10 protein-coding genes are annotated in these 9,834 nt (G+C 65.8%); all 10 read left to right on the top strand.

Annotated features, from left to right (window positions below):
- On the top strand, window positions 1-290 hold a 290-nt coding region (locus tag GB864_RS18660), incomplete at its 5' end, for a hypothetical protein (RefSeq protein ID WP_236779216.1).
- A 3-nt stretch (window positions 291-293) separates the two neighbouring features.
- The gene (locus GB864_RS17060) at window positions 294-1,184 is read left to right on the top strand and encodes a hypothetical protein (RefSeq protein ID WP_236779215.1); all 891 of its coding nucleotides are present in this window, start codon (window positions 294-296) and stop codon (window positions 1,182-1,184) included.
- Complete coding sequence (locus GB864_RS17055) at window positions 1,181-2,278, top strand: ParB N-terminal domain-containing protein (RefSeq protein ID WP_160426889.1); 1,098 nt, start codon at window positions 1,181-1,183, stop codon at window positions 2,276-2,278. Before GB864_RS17060 ends, GB864_RS17055 begins: the two co-directional genes overlap by 4 nt.
- A gap of 9 nt (window positions 2,279-2,287) precedes the next feature.
- Window positions 2,288-2,950, top strand: a complete 663-nt coding sequence (locus GB864_RS17050; RefSeq protein WP_236779214.1) for a hypothetical protein — start codon at window positions 2,288-2,290, stop codon at window positions 2,948-2,950.
- Window positions 2,951-2,959: 9 nt separating this feature from the next.
- Window positions 2,960-4,123 carry a M23 family metallopeptidase gene (locus GB864_RS17045; RefSeq protein ID WP_160426888.1) on the top strand — a complete coding sequence of 388 codons (1,164 nt, stop codon included), beginning with the start codon at window positions 2,960-2,962 and terminating at the stop codon, window positions 4,121-4,123.
- A gap of 1 nt (window position 4,124) precedes the next feature.
- Window positions 4,125-4,391, top strand: a complete 267-nt coding sequence (locus GB864_RS17040; protein WP_160426887.1) for a DUF6112 family protein — start codon at window positions 4,125-4,127, stop codon at window positions 4,389-4,391.
- Between the two features lie 581 nt (window positions 4,392-4,972).
- A complete protein-coding gene (locus tag GB864_RS17035) occupies window positions 4,973-7,558 on the top strand; it encodes a hypothetical protein (RefSeq protein ID WP_160426886.1) in 2,586 nt (861 codons plus the stop codon).
- Window positions 7,555-8,115 carry a hypothetical protein gene (locus tag GB864_RS17030; protein WP_160426885.1) on the top strand — a complete coding sequence of 187 codons (561 nt, stop codon included), beginning with the start codon at window positions 7,555-7,557 and terminating at the stop codon, window positions 8,113-8,115. Before GB864_RS17035 ends, GB864_RS17030 begins: the two co-directional genes overlap by 4 nt.
- A 210-nt stretch (window positions 8,116-8,325) precedes the next feature.
- Window positions 8,326-8,595, top strand: coding sequence for a DUF6112 family protein (locus GB864_RS17025; protein ID WP_160426884.1), 270 nt, complete (start codon window positions 8,326-8,328; stop codon window positions 8,593-8,595).
- A 29-nt stretch (window positions 8,596-8,624) separates the two neighbouring features.
- On the top strand, window positions 8,625-9,834 hold a 1,210-nt coding region (locus GB864_RS17020), incomplete at its 3' end, for a conjugal transfer protein TrbL (RefSeq protein ID WP_202107342.1).

Here is a 9,834-nt window from a genome sequence, read left to right as displayed (position 1 = left end):
TCACCGGCCGCACGCGGCCGCACACCGCGCCAGCGCCGGGCGCACCTGGCGCGCCCGGGCAGCGCGGCGTCGCCTGGGTTCGCGCGTCGGACCTGCTCACGCAGGGCGCCGGACGCGTCGCCGGCCTCGGCATCGACCTCGAGTCGGCGCTCGTCCGCCACGCACGCAACGTGCCGACGAGCGCGGGCCGGGCGATCCGGGATCGCACTCGCAGGCTGGCGCCCCTCTCCGAGTTCGGGCGCGCGCCGGAGACTCCGGCATTCAACCGGCACGGCCTCGGGCGGAGGTGAGCGATGTCCATCGTGTTGACCGCGGACATGCACACCGACGAATCGAGAGGTGCCGCGATGAACCAGAACCCAGGGGCGAAGGATGCCCGCCCGCTCACCTTCCGCGACTCCGAGGGGCTCCGTCGCCTCCTCACGCGGCTCGGCTCGGCCGGTCAGGATGCCTGGCGCCGCGACCCCGAGGCATCCGAACTCATGGCCTTCACCGCCCAGCGGTACGCGGCTCTCGCGCGCAAGCACGGCCTCGACCCGTGGGAGGCCGCGACCGCCGCGTTCGTCGTGATGCGGGCCGCGGCGACCGTGCGGGCCGACGACCCGTGGGCGGTCGTCACGCAGGCGGTCAAAATCACCTGCATCGCCGAGGAACGCTCGCAAGGGCTGCTGTGCTCGGTCGACAAAGCACGCCGCGCCGAGGTCTCGGTGCACCACGACGCCGAGCGGTTCAGCGATCGCGAGCACGAACTGCCCGAGTACCACCCGGCGTTCCGCTCGGCACCGGCCGACGAGGTCCTCGAGGTGGCCGGGCAGCACCGCGTCGTCGCCTCCGCCGTGCACGACGCGGTCACGTTCTTCGTACTCCTCGGCTGGCCCGAGTCCCGCTCGCACGAAGGCGTCGAACTCGTCTGCGGACGCCTCGCGGATGCCCCGTCGCGGATCTCAGCGTTCGACACGCTCCGCCGCGACGTCACCACCCGGGTGCTGCTCGACCTGCCGCAACGGGCCTGGACGACCATGCTGCGGGCTCTGCTCGGTTCCTGCGACGACGTCCGCGAGCAGACCATGCGCGGACGAGGCATCCTCTACCGGCTCATCAGCGGCGAGTCCGTGCGCGACCTGCTCGGCGACGAAGACCTCGTCGAGCCCGTCGTCGTCAACGCCCCGAGGATGCTCTCGTGACCGCCGACCGCGGGCACGTCGAAGTCGCGCGCACGCTCGACTCGATCCGCGTCGGCGCCCGCCACCGCGCCGACCTCGGCGACATCGACGCCCTCGCGACCTCGATCCAGGCGCACGGCCTGCTGCAGCCGATCACCGTCACGCCCGACGGGCTGCTCGTCTGCGGCGCGCGCCGCCTCGCGGCGCTGCAGCGGCTCGGGGTGCGCACCGTCAATGTGTGGGTGCGGTCGGGGATCTCCGACGAGCTCGAGCGCCTGCTCGCCGAGCAGGACGACAACAGCCTGCACAAGCCCCTCAACACCATCGAGGCGGCCGCCCTTTACCGGGAGGCGGTGATCCTCCTCGCCGAGGATGCCGCACGCCGCCAGCAGGCCACACGATTCACCGCCGGCGGAAAAAACCCCAGGTCGCACGGTACCGATCCCGGATCGGCACCGTCGGACGCCGACCTCTGGGAGCACCGCGGCGACACCCGCGTCCAAGCGGCCCAGCTCGTCGGCGGACACTCCTTCAACACCCTCGAGCGCGTCGGCAAGCTGCAGGACATCGCCGACGACGAGCGCGTCGACGACGAGACCCGCGCCCGTGCCGCGCAGGCGCTCGCCGCGATCGAGGCCGGCGCGACCGTCAAGCCCGAGTTCCAGCGGGTCAATGCGGGCATGGCGATCGCCGAGATCGAAGCGATCGGCGCGGACGCCTCGCAGCCGACGAGCACGCAGGATGCTGCGCTCCAAGCCGCAGCGCACCTGCGCACTGCCGAGCAGGCATCCAACGCCGCCGAACTCGAAAGGCTCGCGCAGGAGGCGCTCGCCCGCGTCCGATCGGCTCGCACCCGCAAGCGGGGTGCGACGCCGGCACCCGCCGTGCCGACCGCCACGACGCTGCCGGTCAAGCACTTCGTCTACCTCTGGGGCGACCTCGACGGCTGGTGGAACCGATACGACGCCGACGAGATCGCCCGCGACCTCACCGCCGAGCAGTGGGAGCAGTTCACCGCGACGCTCGCCGGCACCGTCGAGTTCGCCGAACGGCTTCGGGCACTGCGCGCCGACGACGCGAGCACGGCTTCGGCGAAGCTCGACGTCTCCGCGTGAGGCCGACCGATGCGCTTCGCTCCTCGCCGCCGGCTGCTGGTCGCACTCATCTCGACGGGCGTCGTCCTCCTTGCGTTCATCGGCTTCGGACTCTACGGACTGCTCGCCGACAACACCGAGACGACGCAGTCGGTTGACACGGCGGTGACGCCGAGCACGGAGCCTGCCGCAGTTGTACCCGCCGCCCGGATCGAGGCGCCCCGCCCGGTGCTCGAGACGACCGAGGCCGACCGCTTCGCGCGCGATGTCGCCCGTGCTCTCTTCACCTGGGACACCCGCTCATCCGACGGCCTCGTCACCTGGCAGCAGCCCCTCGTCGACGCCGCCGACCACGACGAAGCCGCGGGTCTCGCCGCAGACATCCGCGACTACCTGCCAAGCACCGACATGTGGGCGCAGCTCCGCGAGTACGGCACCCGCCAGTGGCTCGAGATCGACACCGTCACCGAACCCGCCGCCTGGAGGACCGCCGTCGCCCAAGCCGCGACGGGCCAGATCCCGCGTGGTGCCGCTGCCTTCACGATCACCGGCACCCGGCATCGCGAGGGCATCTGGAACACCGAGCCGCAGCACTCGAGCCGCCCGGTCGCCTTCACCGTCTTCGTCGTCTGCCCCGCCGACGACCCGTGCGCACTGCTGCGCCTTTCCCGTCTCGACGCACCACTCGAGTGAGGCCGGCACATGAAGAAGCTCATCGGCATCCTCATCGCCCTCATCATCATCGGCCCGCTCGGCACCGTCGTCGCCGTCGCCGCCCTCGTCAACCCGGCCATGGCATCCTGCGCGTCTGGCTCGCTCGTCGTCGGCGACGTCCCCGACACCCTCACCGCGAAGACCCGCTCGGGCACGAGCGTCACCCTCGACAAGCAGCAGCTCGCGCACGCGGCGACGATCACCACGATCGGATCGCAGACCCCCGGCGTCGGCCGTGCCGGCGTCATTGTCGCCCTCATGGCCGGGCTCACCGAGTCGCGCTTGCGGATGCTCGCCAACACCGGCGCCTACCCGGAATCGGCCGACTACCCCAACGACGGGGATGCCTCCGACCACGACTCCCTCGGCATCTTCCAGATGCGCCCAGCCGCAGGTTGGGGCACCGTCGCCGAACTCATGGATGCCGGCTACCAGACCCGCGCGTTCATCGGCGGACCGCTCGGCCCAAACGGCGGCTCACCGCGAGGACTGCTCGACGTCCCCGGCTGGCAGCAACTCGACCCCGGCGCCGCAGCGCAGGCTGTCGAAGTCAGCGCCTTCCCCGATCGGTACCGGGAGTACCAGCCGGTCGCCGAAGCGATCCTCGCCGCGCTCACCCGCGCAAGCGCCGGGACCGGCGGCGCCGATCCCGGCGTGCCGGAGACCTCCCGAGTCGTCTTCCCGCTCCCGGAGGGCACGTACACGAGCACCGACAGCTTCGGCTGGCGCATCGACCCCGTCACGGGCGCCCGCGCGTTCCACGCCGGCAGCGACCTCGCCGCCCCGGCCGGCACCCCGATACTCGCCATCGCCGACGGCCGCGTCGTCTTCGCCGGCCAACGCGGCACCTACGGCGGACTCATCATCATCGAGCACACCATCGACGGGCAGCCGGTCGCGTCGTTCTACGCGCACATGTACGAATCGGGCATCCACGTCGCCGTCGGCGACAGCGTCGCCGCCGGACAGCACATCGGCGACGTCGGCTCAGCCGGCAAGTCCACCGGCCCGCACCTGCACCTCGAAATCCACCCCGGCGGACAAACCCAGCCCGCCGTCGACGCACTCGACTGGCTGAACGCCCACGCCGCCGGCGACATCGACGGCGGCACGATCAGCCTCTCGGGATGCCAACCAGGACGGAGCACATGAGATGGACATCTTCCCCGACTTCGGCGCCGTCGGCGGCGCCGCCGAACTCCGCAACATCATCGGCGCCCTCATGACCTACACGCTGATCTTCGCCGTGCTCATGATCATCATCAGCGCCATCACCTGGGCCCTCGCCACCGCCAACGGCCACTACCAAACGGCCACCCGAGCCCGCCTCGGCCTCTGGGTCGCCTGCGGCGCCGCAGTCCTCGCGGGGCTCGGACAAGCGTGGGCTCAGTTCCTGCTGCGTCTCGGCGGAACATTCTGACCGCCTATTCGATCTAGGCAGGAGCAGGCCAACCGAACAACTTCTGTGCGCGCGGCGTCGACGTGTATCGAGTAGCCCGGTCATCGAAAGCACGCGCACGACCCAGGTGCGTGGCTACTGCCTTCCGGCGATCGGCCCGCCAGCGGAAATGTCGCGAGCCTCGAGTCAACGATCCGCCGGCACCCCGTCAGGACGCAGCGTACAGCTCGTGCGGTGGACAGGTGGCCAGGCGAGGTCGTCACGGGGCTCATACTTGACGACGCGGACTGGAGCGCGGCGACACCTTCGCGCCTCCAGCAGGAACAGGGGACCAAGCGTCCCTTCATCTGCCGCGAACACAGCTCAGCTCATGCCAACACGTCGTGAGGCAAAGGACACACATGCAAACAACAACAGTCGAGCCAAGCGTCAAGCAATGGCCAATGTTCATGGCGCTACTTGGCGCAGTGGCGCTGATCGGGGCGTTACTGACGGCCACCCCCGTTCACGCCTTGAGCGACACTGGCACGGGCGGAGTCTTCGTGCCGACCAACGGTCGTATCCTCGACACAAAGAACGCACTCGGTGGGTACTCAACCCCAATGCCCGCTCGCACCTGGCGAACTGTGAACGTTGCCGGCCTTGCAGGAGTGCCGAGTGATGGCAGCGCGGGGTCAGTTTCCGTCGTGGCTACAGTTGCTGAGATTGCAGCGCAGGGCCAGCTTTTTGGCCGTCCAAATGACCAGTCACCGTCGACACTAATGGGAATCTACGGCGGCGATGACAGGCAAAACACGTCCTTCTCCGCCGTAGTTGCGTTGAGTGACGATGGCACCATTCAGCTGCAAACGGAATCTGTTGCCAGGCTAGTGATCGACGTACAAGGATACTACACCGAGAGCGATGACGGCACGGCCCCGGGCGGATTTGTCCCCATGAATGGTAACCGAATTGTCGACACTCGATCCGGACTTGGCGCAGCAAAATCCAGTCTAGGGAATGGCGCCAGTATTGACGTGCAAGTCACTGGCGCGGCAAACATTCCCGTCGGGGCATCGGCAGCGATCGTAAACCTAATTGCCGTCAATACATTGACAAACACTGGATACCTAACACCGTATGCAAGCGGCACACCCCGGCCACTAAACTCCTTCAACTACGCGGGAAGTGTCGCGACCTCGATGCAGGCGCAAGTGAAGCTCTCGCCCGCCGGCAAGTTGACGATTTACAACTATGGCAGCATTACCAACTTGGTTATTGATATCCAAGGGTATTTCACGGCGACGGGCGCCAAGGGGGCGGTGTTTACTCCAGCCACGGGACGAGTCTTTGATAGCCGAACTCCTGAATTCGGCCCATTGGGAAAGAATGAGACGCGGGCAATTCAAGTTGCTGGGCGCGCAGGAGCTCCAGCCATGGGTTCGGGCATTACTGCCGCCGTATTGACATTGACCAGCCTCGCGACGAATGGGCCAGGAAATGCAACGGTGTGGGCGGATGGGACCTCTCGCCCGAATACTACATCGATCAATTTCGACGATGGAACGATCCGATCAAACACTATTACTGTTCCTTTGGGCAGCAATGGCAAGATTAGCCTAAACAACGTCGCCGATGCCACAAACTACGTGATCGACTTGCAGGGCTGGTACTTCAATGCCACCGTGCCCAGCATTGCCTGCCCCGCACCGTATTCTGCTGGCTCATGGAATGCTGTCGTTCCGACGGAAGAGATTATCTGCGTTGTATCAGCGCCGATCGCGTCGACTAGTGACGCGTCGACAGTCATCTCGGTTGATGATGTCGAATTGGATCCCTTGGCCATGACGGGCTCTGTGACCTCAACCGAGGTCTACATTGCTGCCACCGCAGGCGCGCACAGGATCTCTGCGCGAGTCGGCGGTGGGTCGATCGGGAGTCAGGCAGATACCAATTCTTACCAGTTTGGTCTCGGCGATTGGAGCAGCAAGCCGCTAGCGCCAGACTTGGCTGATGGTGCGTTTACGCCGACCTCACCGTCGCTGTCGGTTTCATCTACACAGAATGATGACTTCGCCCCAGGGACTCAGGTCCGATATCGAGTATCAACCAGCATTGCCGGACTTTCTGTTCCCGAGGTAGACAGCGATTGGCTGGACGGAGCGTTTGATGTCCCCCAGGGCACTCTTGCGATGAACACCACGTATTACTGGCAAGTTGACGTTCGGGGGCCGTCCGGGGAAACCGGTACAGTCGTCAGCGTGCGTTCACCAGCATGGTCGTTTACGACAACAGACGTCGACAACGTAGCATGGGCGGAGGCCGCCTGTGCGGAGATGGCAGATGAGGCGATCTCAGCCGGTCAGTCCGGAATTGATCCAGCGACAGAGCAACAAGTCTCGTGCAACGAAACAACTGTTCAACTCTCTCAATCCACGGGGGATGCAAATCTTGACGCACAGGTGATTTCACCCCTCTCAGACAAAAGTAGCAGCTTCTTTCGGACTGCGGCCACGGGAACGACCTATGCTTACAATGTCGAGACCGGGATGGGCGTTAGCCTAACCGGACTCGATGACGATTCCGCGGCCGCCGCAGTTGATTCCATTCAGCCGAAGCCGACTGATGACGGCGCAGCTTCCGAGGAGACCGGCGCGTCACGCACGGATCTTGCCCGAGTTGCGGCGAGCACACCGGGCACGGGCGGCCTAACCGGAACCTATCGCGTAATCAACTCCACCTATAAGGAGACGATTGGCGCAACACTTGTCTACGGGCTTCGCCGCGAAGGAAAGTGGCTATCGCGTTCCACTATTCAGAACAAGGTTGTACTAAACCTAGGCTCCTATGCCTACGCCAAGGTTTCATATTCTTGGGCCTCCCTGTCGGGGAGGCAGATTACGGCCAGCATCTACCCGACGCTCTATCGCCAGAATGGATATGCAGCCCCTTCTTACCTAGATGCAATCAATCTGGGCCCGAGCAGTGGCCCCAATTACGTATTCCGCACTAGGTACACCGATTCGGGATCGCTCCTATTCGACCGAGGCGCAGCCAAATATCACATTGAGCCCCGGACCCTAGTTGTCACGGATCGTCTTTACAACCATCGCTTCACTTACTACTCGGCGATTGGAGTCGGTCATCGATGGCAGTGTTACAAGACGGTTGTCTGCAAGTTCCCAGGTGGCAAGGAGGCGGGAGTATGACCACGGATCTGCTAGTTCGTTCAATTGCCACCCTACTGTCAATCGGCGAGGTTCCACCTCCAGTTGGTGAACTCGGCGAGATCCATGGATTTGTTCGAGATCACAGAGCCGGGAATGCGCCCACTATCCATGAGATCTGGACATCAGCCTATGCTGGCTGCTGGGAAACCTGGAGCCCTGAGTTCGCCGAACGCCGCATCTACAACCCAGTTGATGGCGTGCTTGTTACCGAGAAAGGTCGTCGCGATGAGCTACCGGTAACCCCAGGCCAGAAGCGCTCCTTTCCGCCCGCAGTACAGCTTGCCTTCCCGCTGCGACTCCCCATTTGGGGCCGTCAGCCAATCGATACGTGGCGCATGACCGAGGCAAGCTCGTCCGGAATGGAAACGACGATCGAGCTGCGTCGCCTGCATGGCGAAAAGGACACGGGAAAGTTGCTCCTTCATGAATCGGGACTCCCCCGCGCACTGCAGACACCCGATAGAACTCTAGAATTGTTGGAGTGGGAACCACTCTTTGCACACCCAGATTTCTGGTGGGGCGCTAATAGAGCTTGACAAGGAATGAGGCTGGCTTGTGCGGGCTTCGGCCCGCGCAAGCCATTCACGTGACACGAGGGAACTGCCCCACTGCCTCTTCAGGGCCCGCTCGTCGAAAGCATGAACTGTGCATGTTGCCGTGCACGGTTGACCAACCGACACCTGCTGGCATGGGTACGACCAGCGCACCTCTCAGTCGACCCTTCCCATTCGACCGAGGAGCTCCCCATGATCGACATCGACCCCAATGGCACCGGTTTGCCCGGCATCGAGCAGCTGCGCATCATCGTCGGCGCCGTCATGACGGTCGGACTGATCCTGGCCGTGCTGGCGCTGATCGTCGCGGCAATCGTGTGGGGGTTCGGCGCGAACTCGTCGAACCCGCACCTGGCCTCCCGCGGGAAGGCCGGCGTCCTCATCGCGTGCGGCGCGGCCGTGATCTGCGGGGCCGCGGTGACGTTGACGAACTTCTTCTGGAACGTCGGCCAGGCCGTCTGAGGCGAGCCGCGCATCCACGGGGTCGGATGATGAGCGTCTGCGACGTCCCGGTCATCGCAGCGGTCTGCGATCAGGTCGGCGAGAGCACCGCCTCGCTGATCTCCGCACCCTTCGACTGGCTGGCCGCCTCGATCGGCGCCGCCGCGGCCTGGATGTTCGAGTCCGTCTGGGCCGCCTTCGACACCACGACCCTCGTCGACCTCACCGACCCGTCCTACCTCTCCGTCTACAACGTGCTCTTCGGCGTCGCCGTGCTCGTCACCTTGATCTTCTTCTTCCTGCAGCTGATCACCGGACTCATCCACCGCGACCCGACCGCCCTCTCCCGGGCGGGGGTCGGGTTGGCGAAGTCCGTGCTGGGTTCCTTCGTGATCGTCGGCCTCACGGGCATCCTGCTCGAGGTCACCGACCAGCTCACGATCGGCGTCGTGCAGGCCTCCGGCAACACCATGGAAGGCATGGGCGATCGCATCGCCCTCCTCGTCGGCGGACTGGGCGCGATCAACATCGCCTCCCCCGGCGTCGGCGCGATCGTCACGATCTTCCTCGGCGCCATCGCCGTCAGCGCCGCCGCGATCGTCTGGTTCTCCCTCCTCATGCGCAAAGCCCTGCTGCTGGTCGCGATCGTGTTCGGACCGATCGCCCTGGCCGGCATGACCTGGGATGCCGCGAAGGGCTGGTTCGGCAAATGGGTCGCGTTCGTGATCGCACTGATCCTGTCCAAGCTCGTGCTCGTCGTGATCTTCCTCGTCGCCGTCGCCCAAGTCTCCGCACCCATCGACGCCGACCTCGCCTCGGTCAGCGACCCGATCGCCGGCATCGTGCTCATGTTCGTCGCCGCCTTCGCCCCCTACATCACGTACAAGTTCCTCAGCTTCGTCGGCTTCGACATGTACCACGCCATGTCGAGCGAGCAGGAGGCGAAGTCGGCGCTGAATCGGCCGGTCCCCATGCCCAGCGGGCCGACCCTGAACAGTGCCAAGAAGGTCCTCGACGGCGGCGGCAGCGGAGGCGGTGGTGGGCAGCGCGCTCAGGGCGGTGCGACCCCGACCGCCAGCTCGGCCGGACACAGCGCATCGTCGACGGCGAGCGCTGCGGGTTCGGGCACGGGCGGAACCGCAGCTGCATCCTCGGCCGGGTCCGCGGGCAGCAGTGCCGCTGGCGCGAGCGCGGGCGGGAGCGCCGCCGGTGCCGGGGCCGCCGGTGCAGGCGCCGCGGCCGGGCCCGTCGGGGTCGCGG

The organism is Agromyces seonyuensis (assembly GCF_009789225.1).
GTDB lineage: Bacteria > Actinomycetota > Actinomycetes > Actinomycetales > Microbacteriaceae > Agromyces > Agromyces seonyuensis.
This window is presented reverse-complemented; position numbering and strand designations above follow the sequence as displayed.